Here is a 20,192-nt window from a genome sequence, read left to right on the forward strand (position 1 = left end):
TTTGATAATATTTTTTACAAAAAAAATAAAAATTGGTATAATTACCATGTACTCCGGTACAATATCATTAGACTACATAAGTATGATACTCGCTACTGAATAAGTAGCCTCTGTGCCGAACACACCAGCGATAGGGCTGGTTTTTTTATTGTTTAATTTAAAAAAAACTAAATAATTTAGTTTTATAAATTTTAGAACGAATGTATATAAAAACTATCGGATCAACTTAACGACCATAAATAAAAAAATAAGAATTGAAGTATCTAGAATCTTATTTTTAGTAAAAAATCGAAATGTCGCTCAAGTTTAGTTTATATAAATCTTTAATATTAGATGAAGATTATTATTTTTTTAACGACAATTAATTTTCGACAATTTCAATAATATTACTACTATCTTTCTTTTGAATATTTTTCATAACAAACGCCTTAATTGTGTTGGCAATTTCATATTTTGCAAACAAAATATCATCAATTTCAGCCACACTTTTATCAATTCATAAATTATCATATTTTAAATAAGGTACCGCTTTTCAAGCCGTTGTACTGTGCTGGGAGTTTTTATTTCGGTAAAGTAGCGCTCTGCAGAATTGGGTCATCAAAAATTTGGCATGAATTTTTGCTTGTTCAAGCGTATCGAAGCAACCAGATTCTAAAAAAGTTTCGGTACAGATTTGTTGTGGTTTAGCAATGTAAATTTTAGCAAATCCCCCCCAAGCCAACCGTTTCGTTCATTGCTCCTCATGCGTAGGGAACAAAAACTTTATATTTATCTCTTGTTTTCGTTGCTTTGATTTGGTGACAGTCAAGCCGGATATAACGAAAAATCAGTTTAGATCCCTTTTTACCAACAACGATCAGATCATCATCTTTTTTTCGGTTTAAATCCATGGTTTGTAAACCATACTTCGCTTCGTTACCAATAACATCGGTAGATAAGCCATAAGGTTTTCGTGGAGATGTAAATTTTTGTAAACTGATAAATCCTGGGGTACTACCAACAATTTCAGCCAAATCAATAATTTCTTGCGGTTTGATAATTTCATTCTGATTGCAAAGTAATTTCTTGACATCATGATTTTTACCATGGATTTTAATTAATTGTTTCCCAGATAAACCGTTGTCATAACCATTTTGTCACAAGACAATATTGACTCATTCAACCCCAGCGATGTTTTTAAAAATTCCCTGGTATTTATCGATGTAAACAATTTGTTTATCTGCTTTAATTTCCAAGCGATTAATTTCTGATAAACCATTGGCACTTTTTGGTTCTTGTCAGCCAACGGGAAAAATTAAACTAACAATCTTGCCAAGTTTTAATGAAGTGAGATAAAAATGGGGATAAATTTGTTGGTGGTTGATCCCTTGATATGGCGGATTACCAATCACTGCGTCAAATTTGATCGTTGTCCCCTTTTTCTTTCAAAATTCTGGATTGGTTAATTTCTTCACAAGTTTATCCTTTTTATGCTGCATCTGGGAAATTAAATCATCAAAAGCATGAATATTAATTTTAACTGACCGGTAGCCAACTAATGTTCTTGTAGTAATTTGTGACGCCATTGGCGATTTACTAATTATAAAAAGATTATTACTAATAATCTCATCCCAAAGTTCATATTTTGCTTCCAGATTGCAATCAGCAATATTTAACGCATTAGTTTTTAAAGCATACAACGAATATGCAACGTATAACATGTATAGGCCTGACTTTGAATTGATTTCTAAAAACTTTGCATGTGGATTAAGAACGGTTTGTTTAGAAAATAAACCTTGATCCACAAAAACCGGCTGATCTTGCTCGTGATCAAAGGCATTTTCATCAAAGAAACTATAACCGCCAATCGTTGTTTTTAAATGCAAGTTAACAACACTTCATGGTGTTAAAACAGTTTCGCGATCAGGATTTTTAAACGTTTTAAAAATTTCGACAATTCTTTCAATTCTAGCTAATGGTTCTAAGTGGTCAGCGGCTTTAGCAAGTTGTTGAATTGATTGGCCTGCACCAATAAAAATATCGCGATCATAATACTTAGCTAAGTCTTTAAATTTTGCTTTGGTAATTCCGTCAGGCATAAATTCTTTTCACGACACATCATCAATTAAATCAGCAAAATCGTCAACGCTGGTAATTGTTTCAAACTTTAAATTACTACCGAAAAATAATAAGGGAATCCGAATTGAGATGGCTTTTAAAATGGAAATGGCAAATTGCCGGTTTTTCAGTTCTTCTTTAATAATTGCTTGATTTGATTCATCGTTTTTCGTTAATATTTGTTTGGATATTAAATCGTAATTGGTTTCATTACCCGCAAAACCCTCACGGTTAATGATGTAAGTATTTTTATTTTTAGGAAGCAAGTGCTTGGTATATTGTTTTAAATCAATAAATTTTTCTAAATCTGAACTGTTTAATTTAAAAAGTTCGTCACTATATAATTTTAGACTATCAAACCCGCTGCGAACAACCTTATCAATATAGGCTTTTTTTAATTCTTGCATCAATTTATTCACATTGTATTCACGCATCATTGAATTCGATAAGCTAATAACTGGACAGTAATTTAGAAATTCTTGTAATCGTGTTTCACTTGCCATTGGACTTTTAAATGCCATTTTTTGATCACTAAGGTTAGAATAATCAACAAAATCAGCAATCATTTTCAAGGCACGATCTGGTGCAAAATCAAAGACATACGCATTTTGTTTGGTTTTACCACCAATATTAGCTGGTGATTGAACGCGAAAAATGGTTTGCATGTATTGGGAAGCCTTAGTGGAATAGCCGCCAGATAACATTAGAACTGCCGTTCAAGCCGGCACAGTTACTCCGGTTGTTAATCGCCCACAAGTAACCGTAATGGTTCGGGTGTGTTCTGGAGTATCTGTCATTTTTTCACGCAGCGTTTTTAAAGCTTGATTTGGATCAATTTCTTCATCGCCAGCACCAGCCACATTAATAATTTCAAATTGTGAAAAAACTGGATGTGAGCGCATTAATGCAGCTAATGCTTTCGCTTCTTTCACACCTGGCAAAACTCAAAGGGTATGCCGGAAATATTCACGATACTTATCTTTAGAAAAAGGAAAATTATCAGTTTCGCGATCAGCAACAATTAAATTCAAAAAATGATTGACATCTACTTTGTGAACAAAATCACCAACATCAAGATCACTTAAATTATGATCATTTGCATCTTCGATAGTTTTGGTCCGAAAAAACTCTTTAAAACTAAACGCTTTGTCTTCTAAATCTAAATAAGAACTGAACTTATTTGCTAAATGGTAAGTATAAATATGCATTTTTGGCAAATCTTCATAGGGATTAGTTTTTCCAAAATTATTTTGATTTCATAAGTATTTTGCTGATTGTTCAGCAATATAATCTCAGGTAAAAATCTCATGTGATTCATACCCATCTAATAAATTAAAGGGTGTTCCTGAAAGTTCTAAAACTTTCGTTTTCTTTGGTTTGTTTTGGTCGGACTTAGTTAATAATTTGATGACATTTTGACCTAACTCGGTAAGCGTTCCTTCATGGGCCTCATCAGTAACTAATAAATCTCAATCAATCGCAAATAATTCTTCATTTTTATCCTTTTTATTTTCAGCAACTGCTGCTGAGCCCTTGAGATCTTGAAGTGAAGCAAAATAAACAATGTTTTTGTCGGTTTTTAAAATATCGTGATAATTTAAACCAAAGGTTTTTGAACCGTATGCATGCGTGGTTACATCATTAGCAAAAATTTTGTGAAAATCTTCAAATCAACTATCTTTCACAACTGGTCGGTTAGTAATGATAATTACCTTCTTAAATTCGGGATTTCGTTTAATTAACTCTAACGCACATAGGGTTTTGCCAAAACGCATTTTTGCGTTTCATAACATCCGGTCACTTTTTTTAAAAGTTTTCAGGGCTTTTTGAATGGCTTGTTCTTGTTCATCGCGAAACCTAACCCGATCTTTTGCAACAATACAATGATTTTTATCTAGTGAGGATTGGTTTTGCTTGCAAGCTTGAATTGCCGCAATTGCTGTTTTCAAATCGCACCGAAACCATTCGGAGTTAGAAGCATCTTTTTTTAGTTTAACTTTATGAAAACCACTTCTTTGCAAAACCTGGTGAACATCATAATCACGAAAAACAACTAAACCTTGGTTCGTTTTTTTAATTGCTAATTCTGTATGCAATAAATCATAAGAAATGGCAGCAGTTTTCGTATATTCGTCAATGCGTTTGCGAGCTACTGTTTTTAATTCATCACAGTTAGCAATTAACTCATCGGGCTGTTTGCTTGAATTTAACGTAGTCTGACCAATTTTCACGCAACCAAGATGGCTGGCATCATTAATTGTCATGATGTAAATTACTTTATATTCTAGCGTATCGATAAAAGCAAGTTGTTGGGGTTGTGACATGCGATAAATCTAATAATTATTAAAAATTTTAACTTAATTTTTCAATTATAACCAGTTTTATGATAGTTAAAATTTACTTACAAAAACACGCTTATTTTCAATAAGATTAATTATCATAGTTTCATAAACTAATAATTACTTTAAAAATCAAGAGGCGTTTTTTTAATAACTTTTCATCTAGTTAGTTAACTTAATAATTTCAATTAAAATTTCGTTTTAATAAACTAAAAATAAGTTCGCTAAATTACCTAAACCACTTTATAAATAAAAAATTAGTGTTTACAACCTAAAAATATCAACGCAAGAAAATATATGCATTAACTTCCACTTTTTAATGGATTTGACTAATCATCCTAAAATTTAATGTAATATCTTCAAAATCACAATCATTGCTTGTTAACAAAAGAAAAAATATAGTGCTGATCCTAACATTAATCTATATATCACTTCGAAAAAAGATTTTTTTACAGGATTAGGCATTTAGTTACAAAAGAGGATGGTAAATATTCATAAAAGCCATTTTTCACTTAATGATCTTTTTTTGCTTATTCGAAAAATAATTTGGCGAAATCTGATCACTTTGGATTTTTAATTGTTCAAAAATATTTTGGTAGTCATCATGAGTTTTTTGGTTTTTAACAATTAAAGCGCTTTCGTAATTAATAAAAAACGAACGAAAATCCAAGTTAAAAGTACTGGTAATTGTTAAATCATCATCAATTAAGATAATTTTCGAATGGATAAAACCATGATATTCGTAAACTTTAATATTCGCATCAAGTAATTTTTCATAATGGGAACGGTTCATGGTTAAGATATAACTTTTATCATCAGGCATGCCAGGCATAATTATTTGCACATCAACACCTGATAAAGCGGCCGTTCTTAACGCAATTAAAATACTTTCAGTAGGCACAAAGTAAGGCGTGATAATCATGATTTTCGATTTGGCTTTAGCAAACATCGAAACAATTAAATCGTGTAAGGTTTTTTCGTTGTATCCTGGCGAGGATTCAATAATTTGGGCAATGGCTTTTTGTTCGGGTGAAAAAACTGGTTCTTGGAGTTGTAAATAGTTTGCTGGATGATGAAATAGATCATCCTTTTCAATTTGGCTTTTTAAAAAACCACAATAACTTAACCAATCTAAACAAAAAATTAAATTTAAAGTGTTCACAATGTGACCGGTAATGATGACATTGCTATCGTACCAATTGTTAAATCATTTGGCGTAACGGATGTATTCATCAGCGATATTACTGCCACCATAAAGGGCTAGTTTGTTATCGACAATCAAACACTTGCGGTGGCAACGAAAGTTCGTTTTTGAAGTGTATTTAGTGACCGTTGCCGGATTAAATGCACCAACGAAAACGCCCGCTTTTTTTAGTGTGTTAATAATTTTATTAGCACCGCGGTTATAAGCACCAAGCCAGTCATAAATCAAGCGGATTTTCACGCCTTCACGAACTTTTCTAATTAAAGCGTTGGCAATACTTCTTAACCAAACGCCGTCGGAAATAATGTAGTATTGTAAATGGATAAAATCCTTGGCTTGCTCAATTAAGGCCAAGGATTTTTCGTATAAATCTTTCGGGTTTTTAATAACTTCGATCGCATTGTTTTCATAAATGGGGCGCTGTTCGGAATTAACACTAAAAGAAAAGATGTGTCTGGTATTTTCGTCAAGATCGCTTTTTTTTAAAAACCTTTTGGTAAATTCAAAGTTTTCGTGCTTGATAAAAGCGGCTTGGTAGTTTAAATAATCATTTCTTTTAAAACGTAAAAGGGGGTTAATACCAAACAAAACAAATAATAAGAAACCAAAAACAGGTAACGATAAAATCACAAATATTCAGCACATTTTGACATTGACAATGCGGCGTGAATTTAGTAAATAAAAGGCCAGTAGGATTTGAAAGATAAAAAAAACAGCAATGACAATTGTCATGTAAAATCACGCCCGAAAAATGGCAACAGTAACCACAAAGGCAACTGTTGCTATTATCGCGAAAAGCCCAGCAATTAAAATTAGAATTTCTTTCTTTTTATTCATGCAATCAATTTAATCAAGTTTTAATTTAGTACTTAATGTTTTGCTTGTCTAAAAAACTTTTCACAAGGGAGTTAACAGCAACTTCTGAATCCAAACTAATTGCAATATTAGCAATTTTTTTACACTCTTGATAATTCAGTTTGGAAATCATGTACTTTGCTTTTAGCATCGCTGGTGCACTCATTGAGAATTCTTTTAAACCTAAACCTAATAGTAACGGAATCGCTAATGGTTCACCAGCCATTTCGCCACACATCCCCGTTCACACGTTATTAAGTTGCCCACCATCGATAGTAATTTTAATTAAACGTAATAAAGCGGGGTTTAATGGTTGGTATAAGTAACTAACGGCTTTGGACATCCGGTCAGCAGCAAACGAATACTGGATTAAATCGTTCGTACCAATCGAAAAGAAGTCGACATGTTTACTTAAAATATCAGCCAGCATGGCTGCTGAAGGAATTTCAATCATAATGCCCACCAATGGCTTACCAAATGGCGTGTTTTCTTTTTGTAATTCGGCTGCACAAGTCGCAAGTAAAGCTTTAACTTTTTGCAACTCATTTACGGTCGCAACCATTGGGAACATGATGCCAATTTTACCATGAGCACTCGCTCGTAGTAATGCTCGTAATTGGGTTTTAAAAATTTCGGGTTGGTTTAAAGTAAAACGAATTGCTCGACATCCTAAAAAGGGATTCATTTCTTTAGGAAAATTAAAATATGGTAAATCTTTATCGCCACCAATATCTAAAGTTCGAATGATTACTAGTTCGTTATTGGCTAAACTAACAACACTTTTATACGCTTCGTACTGGACTTCTTCGTTTGGTCATTCGTTACCGTTCATGTATAAAAATTCGGTCCGAAATAAACCTACACCCTTCCCGCCATACTGCTTCACACCGCTCATGTCTGCGGGTGTACCAATATTGGCACAAACAATCACTTCGTGATGATCAGTGGTAATGGCTTTTGGGGTAAGATATTGCAATAACATCCTTTTTTCTTCATCAAATTGCCGTTTTTTGTTTAAAAATTGTTCACGATCAGTAGCAGATAAATTTCAACCCACGATTCCTGCTTGACCATCAAGCATAATTTCTTCACCGTGCTTTACGTCTTCAGTAATGGTTTTTAAACCAACCACTGAAGGAATTTCTAGGGTTCTGGAAATAATGGCAACATGGCTCGTGCGACCGCCAACATTTGTCGCAAAACCCTTAATGTATTTTTTATCTAACAAAGAAGTTTGGGAAGGTGATAAATCTTCAGCAATAATAATGACATCAGAATTAATGGTCAATAAGTTAGGCAACGGGGTTTTGGTCATAATTGCCAAAACCCGGGTCCGAATGTCTTTAATATCCGCGGCACGTTCGCGAAAATAAGGGTCTTGTAACGATAAAAACAAATCATAAGTCGCTTGAAAAGCATCACTAATGGCATCCAAAGCGTTTTTAAAATTCTTTTTAATCCCGGTTTCAATTTGGCTATACAACATGGGGTCATTTAAAATTTCAATGTGGGCTTGAAAAATGTCACCCTGCTCTTTACCTAATTTTTGGTTAGCAATCGCTTTAATTTCAGCGATTTGTTCTTTCGCTACAAGAAATGCGGCTTTAACTTTAGCTAATTCATTGACCACCTCTTGGGCCTTAATGGTCGTTTGGGGAATGGAAAATACTGGTGTACTTAACTTGTAAACTTTTGCAATTGCAATTCCGTCTGATGCACCAATTCCCTGTCTAATTTTCATACCGTTACCTCGGGATTTTCTACACTAAAAAACTATAAAACTTCATAATCAATCACATTTTTCGTTTATCTAAATACAGACAAAATATGAATGATTACGTTTTGCTACTTAGATTTTAACGTTTTTTTTTAAAAGGGTTAAAAAATGTTCAAACTAACCGCTAACTAACTGGTTGATAGGCATTATTTAACCAAGATGACAAGATAATTTTTGATCGAAAGTTATTTAAGAAAGGGCAATTTTTGAAATCACGGAATCATTCGTGACTCAAATTTCATGTTCGATAAATAATGCAATTGTTTAAATTGTTCACGATCTAAATGGGGGAAAATAATGGTTTTGGCGTGCAGTGCTTGAAACTTAAATTGGGCATTAGCTTGGTGAAATTGGGCTTGGCTATATTTGGTTTCACCAACTAGTGGGTGGCCTAAAAAATTAAAGTGAGCCCGGATTTGGTGGGTCCGACCCGTTGTTAATTCCACTAATAATAAACTCATTTTTGCTTTAACAAAATGTTGAATTACTTGGTACTTAGTAATAATTTCTTTACTATCTAAAGTTTTTTTATTTGAGATGGATACTAAATTCAAATCACTTCTTTTAGTTAAATACGCTTTTAAAGTTTTGGCTTTTGGTTCAATTAATCCGTAAATTAAGCATTCATACAATTTGGTCAACATTCTGTTGCGCAATAATTCGTACATTTCTTGTAAAGCTAATGCATTTTTAGCAGCAATAATTAAACCGGCAGTATTTTGGTCTAAGCGGTGACAAATGCTTGGGGTAAAAGTGTCATTTCAATGCAGTTCATTTTTGCTATACAAATATTTTAAAAATAAGTTTTGCAAAGTTTGAACAGATTCATCATTACCGGGTTGACAAATTAAGTTAACTGGTTTGTCAATAACAACAATGTTTTGATCTTCATAAACAACGTTTAATTGGCCCTTAGTTTGTAAAAAGGGCATGGCTTTTTTGCCATTTTTGTTTTGTTTAGAACTAAAAATTAAATCATGATAAATTTGGATGACATCATCATTTTGGATCGTTGTGGCAATTTTACAACGCACCTTGTTCACCTTAATTTTTTTTAAACGCAATAGTTTAAAAATTAACGCCCGGGAAAAATCGGGAAACCGTTTGTGCAAATAATTTTCAATTCGCACGGGATTTACAAGATCTTTAACAATGATTTTTTTCATGATCATCTTGATTTAATTCGTACAAAATAATTCCAGAAACCGAAGCGACATTTAACGATTCGACCTTGTCGTTAATTTTAATTCAAACACGACTATGAGCAGCTTTAATAACCTCTTCGCTTAAACCATGGCCTTCATTGCCAAAAGCCACTACTAAGCCTTTTTGATTTTGATATTCACCAATCGGTTTAGCTAGTAAATCGCGAGCGGTAATCACTAATTTTAGTTGCTTTTTTTGTAAAACACTAACAAAATCATTCCAGTTGCTAATCAAACTAATCGGAATTTTAAAAAGCGTTCCCGCACTCGCCCGAACTAGTTTCGGATTTCAAAAATTAGGACAGCCATAACTGAAAATGCCAGCAACGTTAAACGCAGCAGCATTGCGAATGATTGCTCCAAAATTATGCGGATCTTGTAAATGGTCGCACAACACGTAATTATAAGTATTATTCATCACAAAACTACGATTAAAAATCATTTTTTTATCATAGTAAAAAAACACGTCATTACCATTGCCAAGTTCATTAACTTTACTTGTTAATGCTTGGCTTAACTGAATGCAACGCACCTTGTGGTTTTTAATTAAAGTTTTGATTTGATTGACAATTTTCGGATTAATTTGGGTATTGATAAAAACGGAATGGGGCAAACAATTGTTTTGTAAAGCCAGTAAATTGTTTTTTAAACCAGCAACACAAAAAAGATCACGAAAGTCCTTATGGTCACCGTTTTTCACAAATACCTTTAAATCTTTAAAAATCGGATTATTACTTGAATTAATTAAATGAAATTTGAACATCGCTGTTTTCTTTAGCACTAAGTGATGCTAAATAGTCATTTAAAACGTTAATTAATTTCTTAAAATCAGCCTTATTGTCCAAACTAAAACCCGAAGCAAACTTATGACCGCCGCCGTTAAACATCGCGGCAAACTGATTAATCGGTAAGTCGCGACTACGGATTGAACCCTTTCACTTCTTGGAAACATCATCGTAATATAATGCAGTCCAAATGCGCACACCACTAATGTTGTTTAATGCATGCACCATGGTCATTGGTGATTCAATTCCAAAACGCTTGTGTGAACCTTTACGTAACGAAACGTGAGCTAGTCCGTAAGACGTAATTTTCGCCCGGTTAACAACGTATGAATAGTACTTATGTTCTAAAATCGGTTTATTGTAAACTGCATCATGAACTAACAAACGGTTAAAACCCGTTTTTAAAAGTTCATAAGTCATTTTGTAAGTACTAGGGGTTGCTGATAAATATAGATAACGTCCCGTATCGGTGATGATTCCAGCATAAATGTAGGTGGCAATTTCGGGTGTTAGTTTATAACCTAATGCTTTAATGAACCAACCGACCATTTCCGCAGTTGATGAATAAGTTGGATCAACCCATTCAATCATCCCAATTTCTTCGGTTTTCGGATGATGGTCAAACCGAATCAATTCTTTGGCACTTTCGTGGCGTTGGGTTAAAACCCTAGCCGCATTTGCCGTATCAAAAATAATCCCTAATGAACTGGCTAAAAATTTTTCATCAACTTCGTTTTTTTCAAAAGGAAAAAGGTCAGCCCCATAAGACGGGTGTAATTTATATGTACCCATTACATAAACGGTTTTACTTGGAAAATATTCGGCCAAAAATGATTTAAACGCAAACGCCGAGCCAAGGGCATCAAAATCAGGACGTTCGTGGACGTATAAAGTAATGTTATTGAATTCTTTAATCTTATTAATTATTTGTTTTTGGATCAGTGTTAAAATCATTGCCTAGATCCTTAATATGGTAAATGGTAATTTGCTTATTGCTAACGCTATTAACTAGTATACCAGTTAAATTCAAGTCTTGTTCAATTTTAGTAGCAACGATCACCTTCGGATGAGTTACGGGTTTTTTCGGGGCAAATAAACTGCAAGCATCATCATAAGGTAAGATCGAAGTAGCATAAGTGCCAAGCGTTTTGGCATAATTAATAATTTCGTTTTTATCAAAACCAATTAATGGTCGCAAAATTAAAAGATCGGGAGTTACTTGGCTAATTGTTTTTAAACTGGTAATTGTTTGCGATGCAACTTGACCTAAGGCATCGCCTGTAGCAATTGCGTCATAGTTATGCTTTGCACACAGCTGTTCGGCAATTTTTAAAAAAAAGCGACGCATCATGGTAATTTTATAACTTTCAGGATGACAATGGTTTAACTCGTGCAGGATGCTGGTAAAATTGCAAACATATAATAACGAATCGCACAACGTGCCATTTTGCGTAATAATTTGTGCTAATTTTTTAATTTTATTGACCGTTTGAAGCGTTGTGTGTGGTGGGGTGATAAAAGTTAAAAAATCAACGTGCATGCCCCGTTTGAGCAACTGGTGGGCGGCTACTGGACTATCAATTCCGCCAGAAAGCAAAACTAAAACTTTACCACTAGAACCAACTGGTAAGCCATTTAACCCCCGGTATTTATTAGTAAAAACCAAGAAGTTTTGTTTGGTTATTTCAACATCAATTTGGACCATGGGATGGTTTAGATCAACTTTTAAGTTGTGGTGATTAGCTAAAACATAATTGGCCAAAAGAACTTTTAATTCCAGCGAATTATACTGGTATTTTTTATCTTTCCGTTTGCATTCAATCCGAAACGAAACATCATCAGATATATTGGCATTAACACAAATTTTTAGTAAATCTAAGTCACGTTCTAACTTGTAGCCTAAATGAATTAAACTAATTCCCGGAATCGTTTGTAATGTGGTGATAATGGCGTTAATTTGGGCTAAATCAAAATCATAAATTTCCAAATAATCATAATGAGTTTTAAAAACTAGCTTGAAACTACTTAACGCTTTAGTCAGGTTTTTTTGCAAAATTTTGACAAAATCAGGTTGGTTTTTCCCTTTTAGTGACAACTCACCATATTTAACGACAATAATCGGTTCACTTGTTAATCGTTTTATCATTAAATTCCAGCCCTTAATTGTTCTTGGAGTCACACATGATCAATATCAGTAAACTTCGGACTAATTCCTTGCTTAATGTAAGTGTTATACCAATTAATTCCCGTTTCAATAAACGGAAGAATCTGATTGCGGTTCATATTCATATTAACTAGGTGGACTTCGCGTTGGTTCAGATTAATTTTTTCAGGTTCTTTATAATCAATTCCTTTAAGAAAGCAAATCGCGAATAACCCCTTTTCGATATTTCTTAAGTATAAATACAATCCTAATTGCAACTTGTAATCAGGCGGGATCACAATTTTTTGGTTGTCATCAAACCAAGTCGCTTTTTTACCACCATTTTTTTTCACTAACGGTAAGCCTTTTGCATCAAAAATCAAGCGTGTTTCACCATCAACTTGTTTATATACAAAACTATCAATTGATGTCGTTTTAATTTCAAGCATTGGTTTTTCTGGATAATTCAAATTGCCGTTGGCATCAATTGGCTCGCCATCAGGAACCCCACCATAAACGTCATGATCACCGATAAAAACATCCCAATTCACTTGGGCGGGGTTGTAAACTTTGAAATCAAGATCAAGTTTTTTACTTACAAAATCACGAATTTTAGGTTCAATACAATTACCAACTTTTGCTAGTACTGGATCCATTGTTTCTTTATAAATTCCCACCATATTACACCACACTTGTAAGGGTGTAGTGTATTTGTTAAAACCTAAAACACTACTAAATCGTGACCCTGTAATTTTTTTAAATTTTGCTTGTTGGCGTTGTAAATAGGCTGGTAAGAGTTTGATTTGGTCGCTAATAATTTCAAAATCAACGTGATTTTTTTTAGTAAAAGGCATGAAATGATGATCCTTGGTAATTCTTAATTCTAACCCAAAATTTATCGCAAGTGATAAAAAATTAATTAGATTGTTTTATCAACAAATAGTTTCAACAATTATAGTAAAATCAAAGTTAATAATTATAACGACCAAGTTTAATCATGTATTTAGATTTTTATCAAATTAATAAAGACATCAGTTTAAGAAAAATTGATCTTAGTAGGGTTGCTGAATTATACGAAATAACTAAAGTGAACCTGAAACACCTGCAGTATTTAGAATGAAGTCATCTGCCAAACTATAGCCCTGCTAGTGCTTACATGACTGTTGCTAATGCTTTAGATAATTGAAATCAAAAAACACAATATACCTATTTTATTATTAAGAAACATAAAATTATTGGTGACTTTCAAATCCGACCAACAAAAATCGCGACAGCTTTTGAAATGGGCTACTGGCTTGACTACAAGCACCGGCTGCAAGGAATTACGTCAACAATTGTTAATTACATGTGCAACGTTAACTTTAAGTTGAATAAAAAAATCGCCGTACTAATTATTTGACCAAGTAACATTCCTTCGGTTAATTTAGCAATTTCGTTAGGTTTTATTAAATACGTTGGCAATAATAACCCGTTTTGCACCAAAACTGGTTATGATACATACATTAAGTACTTAAAGGATCATTAGTTTCAGTAACTACGTTTGCTTTTAAATATTTAAAATCAAGATCAATGGTATTGATCATCGTTTTGGCTCGTTCATTAGGGACATGATCAAAAATTAGTGTTAAAGCAAAGTCGGGAAACAGTTTATTCATTACGTTCGTTACTTGTAAAATCGTTCACCGCACTGGATCATCAAAAATATCTAGATTCCGAACAAGCCAGTATGGTGGGTGGTTCGAACCTTGTTGCTTTTTTAACATTTTTTCAAGCTTTTTTAAAGTTTTTTTGTTCAAATCATGATTAATACTAATGTAACGTTCACGGTTTAAAATAAAACTGGTTTTATAAACAACAAAATCTTTCAGGCCGTACCGGCGGTTAACAGCAATCACTTTTTTTAATAAATATAAATAAAACATGGCAATGCCAAAAGTAATAAACGAAATTACTAATAAAACCACCGCTGTAGGATCAGCAAACGTTTGTTGAAACGCCTTATTAATGCTAGAAAAATCAAACTTAATTAATCCCGACAAGGCCACACTAATTGGTTGGGCAATACCAGCAATTAAACACACGATAAAAGCCGTTAAGCAAAACCAACAAAAAACGTCAACAATTCAAATTCATAACGGCTTACCATTGACAATATCGACAGAATGCTTGTAATTTGACGAACGGAACAAAAAGACAACAATGTAATATAGTAAACGCGAATGCTTTTTTAGATTGCAATCTAAATACTCATTAACAATTGTGTAAAAGCGGTCTTCGCTAAAAACTTGGCCGCAATCTTTTGATTTGGCAATGATTCTTTCTATATTTGCATTAATTTTTTTTCCAGTAACAATTAATTTCATATAAATTTACTAATTTTTCAAATTCAATTCTTTCTCAAATTTTAAGAAATTGGTTTTCACTGTAACTAGTTTAATTTTAATATTGTAAAACGATTTTTTAAAATGTTTGTCTTTTCTTAAATAAAAAAAGGAAAGAACTGACCACTTTTTTAAGAATAATTAAATTGGATCAAACTTTAAATTTAAAAGCAAACTAATTAAGTGAAAAAAAATGCACCACGGTGAAGTGGTGCACGATTAAATAATATGGCGTGCCACGAGGGAGTCGAACCCCCGACCACACGCTTAGAAGGCGTGTGCTCTATCCACTGAGCTACTGGCACATAAATGAAATAGTTTATTTTAGAAACTAATTATATTTTACCTTATTCTCTTCAAAGTGGGCAAATCATGTTAAACGGACCACCCGGAGCCCGGGATAATTCAGCTGAAGGAATGGTATGAATTGTTACCCCTAAATTAATCAACAATTGGTTCGTATAATGGTTCCGGTCATAAGCCACAATTTCACCAGGAGCAATTGTTAACGTATTAATCCCGTAATAGTTTCGTTCGCGTTCGCTTCTAATTTCATCACCACCACCACAAATGACAAATTTTGGTCGTTTGTTAATTAATAATTCGATCACTTCGCTAAAACTTAATTCTAACTGTTTGAAATTAAGTTTATTAATTCCGTCAATATCTTTTTCAATAGAACTAGTAATTTCAAAGATTTCGCTAACGTTTAAAACACTTTCATCAATAATAAATTTGTCGCGGTCGACAACGTTAAACATTTGCGACAAACTGCGACTTGCTTCACTTAATTGGTAGGTGTGAACGTTAATTGCCACAATGCGTTTAATTGAATTTTTACGATCATTAAAAACGTTGCGGGCTAGGGTTTCAATCGCTACTACGTCAGTTTGTTCGCTAATGCCAATTAATAAGTTAGTATCGTTAAGTAAAACCACGTCATTTCCTGAGATTTCACAATTTTCAAAATCACGGTTAAAATACAAGTTTAAATTGTCAAAACGGGGGTGAAATTTGATTAAATACTCGTAAAACAAACTCGCCCGTTGCCCTTGGTGGTTTCCAGATTTAAATAAACTAATACCGTTACCTAAAACGTGAAATAATTCGCGTTGAAAAAGAAATTTTGGTAGCGGTGTAATTAAAAACGGGTTTGAAGATAACAAAATATCGCTAAAACGGTTTTGTTCAATTGGGGGAACTTCACTAATTTTAACCCCAGCAATCATTGCGTTGACCATATCGATTCCCGAATTAAAACTGCGAAAGTAATTAACACACGTTTGGTAGACGCTAACGCTTTGAATCTTGGCTTCACTAACAAACCGTTTAATGAACTGGTCTTTAACCAAAGGGCCAGCAAATTCTAAAGCTTCAGCAACCATTTTTTCTAGATAATAAACCTTAACGCCCCGTTTTTTCAAGATGTTTACAAATAGATCGTGTTCCCTTTGGGCTCGTTCTAGGTGCAAGTTTCCTTCAAAATTGCTTATAGTGGTCAATTTATTAACCAAACGCTCAATTTCTAATCCCGGGCGGTGCACAATCACTTCACGAAGTAGATTGGTTTGGTTAACAACATTAACACCCTGGTTAAAGCCAAAATTATTACGCGTTAATTTGCTTGCAGTACTTTCATTTTGAACTTGACTTGGTTCTAATGCTGCAATATCAACCACCTGGTTTAGGTTGCTTGACTTTAATTTGTTTTTTTGGGCTTTTATTTGGGAATTTGAAGAAGTTTTTTTAGGCACAATAATCACCACTCCATGAAGTTCGAAAATTTAAAAAATTAACAACATACACTTTATATTATAGATTGATATTTTAGTTTTATTACATTATAAAAAAGGTTCATTCAAATCTTGGGTTAAAGATGAACACATAGGTAGTTAAAAAGCAAAACAAATATCAGGATTTAAACCGAAAATCTTAATAAAAAGTTTGTAACAATATATTATGCAAAAATGGTGATCATAATTTTTCATTACTTTCGAACTAAAGAATTTTAATCAAATAGGTTTACATTGAAATTTTGACAAATTATTGCTAATCAAATCCTAACTAACTTAAGATTCTTGTGGCCGAACAAGATAATTAAATTAATCGGGAAAGATTGCTAAATTTGATGTGTGAAATTTTCAAAAATAAATAAAAATAATTAATTATTTTTAGCAGCAATAGCCTAACTAATTTAATGAGCAATTTAACAATATTTTTTTAACTCCCATATAATCTAATAACTAAACACGCCGTTTATTTCGGTAACTTAAAAATAAGTGTCTAGAAAGGATCATTATGATTAAATGCGTAAATTCTTTTTTTAAAAAAATTACTTTTTTAGTCGGATTCATTGCGTTAATTATTATTACTGCAATTGGAATTGCTGGCTTACGCTTTAAGGCTGATGCACAAAAATTTTATGGTGACAAATTGTCAATCATTCAAAATAGTGTTAGTAAAGTTAAACGGGAGATTGATAATGCACCAGATACGATTGACAACTTTGCAAGGCAAGCCAATAATTTCATTAATCAAGGTTTGAATACATCACTAGATGTAAAAAATAAAATCGAAACCATTAAAAATGCTTTTCCGACAATTCGCAACTCAAAAGATTTACAAAACATTGAAAATCTTCTTGGCACCATTACCAATATATTACAAGAAGCGAAAACTAAAGTTGATCGAATTGACTCAAAAGAAGTTAGCGATTTTATCAATCAAGCCAAGCCAATTGTAAATGAAGTTCAAAAAACGGTTAATGCCTTGCCAGATTCAAAAACATTTGGTTATTATTTTGGTAGTACAGCACTAGGTCTAACCATTGGCGGGGGAACGGTTTTAGGTTTTTATGTGTTCACTAGTGTTTTAGCAATCTTTTTATTTAAAAATGTTGATGGCGTTAGCGTTCATCGGTCGAAACGTCAACAGGTTGATGACTTGACAAAACACGTCAAAAAAATTCTGAACAAATACCCAGAAGTTGCCCAACGAATTTAAAAAAAAAATGAAAATAATAAGGTGTGCCCTTATTATTTTTTTAGTAATCAAAATAAAAAAACCACACGTAGGTGTGCTCTTCAATTAATAAATGAACTTATTAACTAAACTAATTTCAGGTTTTTGGCAACCTTATGCAATTGTTTAATTCATCCGGTGACAATACTTAAAGCTTCCTGCCACGGTTCACGTTTTGTTAAATCAATATTTAATAGTTTAATTGTCTCTAATGGTGATAATGAGTCACCTGACCTTAAAAAATTATAGAAATTATTTCTCGCGTTTACTACCCCGTTGATAATTCGTTTGCATGCAATCACTGAAGCAACCTGGCCAATGGCATATTTGTAAACATAAAAAATCCCAGAGTAAAAGTGGGGAACTGCTAAAATAATTGCTAGAGTGCGTTTGCCAATTTTTGATTTCGTTAAACGTTGCACTTTTGCTGATGAATAACCTAAATATTTTCCGTGCATCTTTGCGTAAATCTCATAAGCGATCTCGCTGTTAAATTGTTCACCATGGTTAATTTTATCATTGGCTTCATACTCAAAATTACTAAACATAATTTGTCGCGTTGTGGTTGCAAAAAAATTATCAATCATTTCAATCAAAATGGTCGCTTTCATTTTGTCATCATTTTGGTACTGGTCCATCAAGTAGTAATTCAAAAGCATTTCGTTGGCAATTGAAGAAATTTCAGCATAGAAAATGGAAACATTCGTATAAACTTTTTGGGTTTGTAATAAATACCATGTATGCATGGAATGACCAAGTTCATGAACAATCGTGTATACAGAACGTAAAGTGGTATCAAAATTCATCGATATGTAGAATTTTTGTAAACCTTCAGCATTACCGATAGAATATGCTCCGGTTTGCTTACCTGGTTTAGGTAATCATGAAACCCAGCGTTCGCTAAAAGCTTTTTGAACAATTGTTTGGTATTCTTTACCCATTGGTTCTAAGGATGCAAGAGCAATTTTTTGGGCTTGCTCAATTGTATATTTAGAATTCTTTTCGTATAAATTAACACCAAGATCTCAAGGATAAACCCGTTCAAGTTTTAATTTAGTTTTAAAAATTTTACGCATTAAATTCTGATATTTTTTAATGATGGGAGCAAAAGTTGCCACTTGTTCATAAATAAAATTAATAAATTGGGGATTAATTTCATCATTAAAAGCGGTTAAACTAATATAGTCTTTATGTTTTCGAACTTTCGCTAAAGTGTTAAATTTTAAGTATGCGTGGTATAAGGTTTTTGCTAAGGTGTTGCGAAATTTATAAAAAGCATCGCATTGCGACAGCCACGCTGATTTTCGTAATATTCGGTCTTTTGATTGCAATAATGGAGCCACATCAGCCGTTGTTTTAATGGGAATTTTACGACCTGATTTGGTAACAGCGTCTGCAAATTTAATTTCCGAACGCGTTAAAGTTTCAAAAACCTCTTCAACCGAACCATTTGTAATTGATAATTTCGACAACAACCGCTCTTCATCTTCTTTTAAAACAAACGGTTCGGTTCTAAAAACTAAATCAAACTCCCGTTGGTATTGCTGAAATTTTGGAAGACTAAGAAATTTTTGAATTTGGGCCTTATTTTTAATAATATCTTTATTGAATTGGGATAGTTCTTGCGATAACTGGTTTGATTCAAAAATAAATTTTTGTTGTCAGCCATTTCATTGTTTACTATTAATATCTTCGTTCAAATTATTAAAAATGTAATTGATCAAACGGTTATTAAGAATTTTAAGGGTTTTATCTTGATTTAAGAAGTTAGCAAAACTAGCTTCGGTTTTGGCGAATTTCCCTTGGTCGTAAGCGGCTAATAAACGACTTTTAGCCTGTTGTCATTTTTTGTATAAAGTTTCTAAGCTGTCGTCTTCTAAAATTGCATCTAAATCCCAACTATATTTTTGATCTTGTTTGGAAATAGAAGTTTTTGATTGAGGTGTTTTTTTGGTTTTAGTTGCATTTTTTTTAACGATGACAGGTTTTAATTTTTTCGCTTTAGTTGTGCTTTTTTTAACAAGGATGGTTGTTGCTTTTGCTTGAACTACATTTTTTTTAACTTTTATAGATTTTGTTTTGTTTAGTTTAATTGGGGTCTTTTTAGGTTTTTTAACTTTGTTGGCTGTTATCTCAATTGATTTTTTTTTAGATCTTATCGTTTTTGTTTTATCGGTTTTCGCTGCGTTTTTTTTAACTGTTATCGGTTTGGTTTTTTTTAACTTAACATCATTTTTTTTAGGCACAATAACTTTTGCTTTTTTTACTTTAATGACATTTTTTTTAGGTATTGCGGCTGTTGTTTTTTTTACTTGAACTGGATTTTTTTTTGTACTATTTTTCTTCATATCATTGATCTTTCATGTATGTGCTAAAAAAAATTAT

The 20,192-nt window shown here is 32.8% G+C and carries 14 protein-coding genes and 1 tRNA gene; 2 read left to right on the forward strand and 13 right to left on the reverse strand.

The genetic code is table 4. From position 1 onward, the window contains the following. Window positions 1–361 precede the first annotated feature (361 nt). The 9 genes from ABDB96_RS03680 to ABDB96_RS03720 form a co-directional block, all read right to left on the reverse strand. Window positions 362–721, reverse strand: a complete 360-nt coding sequence (locus tag ABDB96_RS03680) for a hypothetical protein (protein ID WP_343251426.1) — start codon at window positions 719–721, stop codon at window positions 362–364. Then, entirely contained in the window at window positions 699–4,421 is a 3,723-nt protein-coding gene (locus tag ABDB96_RS03685) for an Eco57I restriction-modification methylase domain-containing protein (RefSeq protein ID WP_343251427.1), read from the reverse strand. Before ABDB96_RS03685 ends, ABDB96_RS03680 begins: the two co-directional genes overlap by 23 nt. Before the next feature lie 484 nt (window positions 4,422–4,905). Continuing rightward, on the reverse strand, window positions 4,906–6,477 hold the full coding sequence (gene cls, locus ABDB96_RS03690) for a cardiolipin synthase (protein WP_343251428.1): 1,572 nt from the start codon (window positions 6,475–6,477) through the stop codon (window positions 4,906–4,908). Between the two features lie 25 nt (window positions 6,478–6,502). Then, complete coding sequence (gene ptsP, locus ABDB96_RS03695; protein WP_343251429.1) at window positions 6,503–8,236, reverse strand: phosphoenolpyruvate--protein phosphotransferase; 1,734 nt, start codon at window positions 8,234–8,236, stop codon at window positions 6,503–6,505. A gap of 221 nt (window positions 8,237–8,457) precedes the next feature. After that, window positions 8,458–9,438 carry an RluA family pseudouridine synthase gene (locus ABDB96_RS03700; RefSeq protein ID WP_343251430.1) on the reverse strand — a complete coding sequence of 327 codons (981 nt, stop codon included), beginning with the start codon at window positions 9,436–9,438 and terminating at the stop codon, window positions 8,458–8,460. After that, window positions 9,419–10,258 carry a TrmH family RNA methyltransferase gene (locus ABDB96_RS03705; RefSeq protein ID WP_343251431.1) on the reverse strand — a complete coding sequence of 280 codons (840 nt, stop codon included), beginning with the start codon at window positions 10,256–10,258 and terminating at the stop codon, window positions 9,419–9,421. Before ABDB96_RS03705 ends, ABDB96_RS03700 begins: the two co-directional genes overlap by 20 nt. Beyond that, window positions 10,218–11,216, reverse strand: coding sequence for a DHH family phosphoesterase (locus tag ABDB96_RS03710; protein WP_343251432.1), 999 nt, complete (start codon window positions 11,214–11,216; stop codon window positions 10,218–10,220). Before ABDB96_RS03710 ends, ABDB96_RS03705 begins: the two co-directional genes overlap by 41 nt. Beyond that, complete coding sequence (thiI, locus tag ABDB96_RS03715; RefSeq protein WP_343251433.1) at window positions 11,182–12,408, reverse strand: tRNA uracil 4-sulfurtransferase ThiI; 1,227 nt, start codon at window positions 12,406–12,408, stop codon at window positions 11,182–11,184. Before thiI ends, ABDB96_RS03710 begins: the two co-directional genes overlap by 35 nt. After that, window positions 12,408–13,259 carry an MPN551 family DNA-binding protein gene (locus ABDB96_RS03720; protein WP_343251434.1) on the reverse strand — a complete coding sequence of 284 codons (852 nt, stop codon included), beginning with the start codon at window positions 13,257–13,259 and terminating at the stop codon, window positions 12,408–12,410. The genes thiI and ABDB96_RS03720 overlap by 1 nt, the downstream gene beginning before the upstream one ends. Window positions 13,260–13,402: 143 nt before the next feature. Between ABDB96_RS03720 and ABDB96_RS03725 the strand changes: the two genes are divergently transcribed. Then, entirely contained in the window at window positions 13,403–13,930 is a 528-nt protein-coding gene (locus tag ABDB96_RS03725; RefSeq protein WP_343251435.1) for a GNAT family N-acetyltransferase, read from the forward strand. Here the strand turns inward: ABDB96_RS03725 and ABDB96_RS03730 are convergent. From ABDB96_RS03730 to ABDB96_RS03740, 3 genes are all read right to left on the reverse strand, one after another. After that, window positions 13,908–14,768: a hypothetical protein gene (locus ABDB96_RS03730; RefSeq protein ID WP_343251436.1), complete on the reverse strand. Its 861-nt coding sequence runs from the start codon at window positions 14,766–14,768 to the stop codon at window positions 13,908–13,910. The two genes, ABDB96_RS03725 and ABDB96_RS03730, sit on opposite strands and share 23 nt — an antisense overlap. Window positions 14,769–15,015: 247 nt before the next feature. Next, a tRNA-Arg gene (locus ABDB96_RS03735) sits at window positions 15,016–15,091 on the reverse strand. Window positions 15,092–15,133: 42 nt separating this feature from the next. Beyond that, the gene (locus ABDB96_RS03740; protein ID WP_343251437.1) at window positions 15,134–16,540 is read right to left on the reverse strand and encodes an arginine deiminase; all 1,407 of its coding nucleotides are present in this window, start codon (window positions 16,538–16,540) and stop codon (window positions 15,134–15,136) included. A gap of 544 nt (window positions 16,541–17,084) precedes the next feature. On the opposite strand from ABDB96_RS03740, the gene ABDB96_RS03745 reads away from it, so the two are divergent. Then, window positions 17,085–17,789, forward strand: coding sequence for a hypothetical protein (locus ABDB96_RS03745; protein ID WP_343251438.1), 705 nt, complete (start codon window positions 17,085–17,087; stop codon window positions 17,787–17,789). 104 nt (window positions 17,790–17,893) lie between these two features. Here ABDB96_RS03745 and pepF read toward each other — a convergent pair whose 3' ends face one another. Continuing rightward, window positions 17,894–20,155 carry an oligoendopeptidase F gene (gene pepF, locus ABDB96_RS03750; protein ID WP_343251439.1) on the reverse strand — a complete coding sequence of 754 codons (2,262 nt, stop codon included), beginning with the start codon at window positions 20,153–20,155 and terminating at the stop codon, window positions 17,894–17,896. Window positions 20,156–20,192: the final 37 nt, after the last annotated feature.

This window comes from Mycoplasma amphoriforme A39 (assembly GCA_000723365.1).
GTDB classification, from domain to species: Bacteria; Bacillota_I; Bacilli_A; order Mycoplasmatales; family Mycoplasmoidaceae; genus Mycoplasmoides; species Mycoplasmoides amphoriforme.